Consider the following 305-nt stretch of genomic DNA (forward strand, 5'->3'; position numbering starts at 1 on the left):
CTGACAGGGTGTTCGAGTGGATCCGTGGGCTGCGCAAGAAGAACGCCCCAGTGCGCAAGATGCGAGCGCGCGGCGAGGGGAGCGACGCCGAGCGCGTCGAACTCGCCGAGTTCGCCCCCGGAATGCTGCCCTTCCTGGGCCTGACGGCCTACCTGCAGCTCGAGCTGTACGAGGCGGCGACCCGTGCTGTCTCCGGTGCGCCGACGCTCGAGGCGAAGGAAGTGCTGGCACGGGTGGCCGGGCTGACCCTCGCCAAGCATCAGCGGCTCGCCGACGAGATCCGCAGGCGAGGCGAGGAGCCGCAC

General features: G+C 70.5%; 1 pseudogene. It reads left to right on the top strand.

The annotated features are described in order from the left end of the window. Positions 1-59: 59 nt before the first annotated feature. A pseudogene (locus CH42_RS16485) lies at positions 60-305 on the top strand (ferritin-like fold-containing protein); the annotation flags it as partial.

The sequence above is a fragment of the Leucobacter musarum subsp. musarum genome, assembly GCF_001273845.1.
Classification (GTDB): Bacteria; Actinomycetota; Actinomycetes; order Actinomycetales; family Microbacteriaceae; genus Leucobacter; species Leucobacter musarum.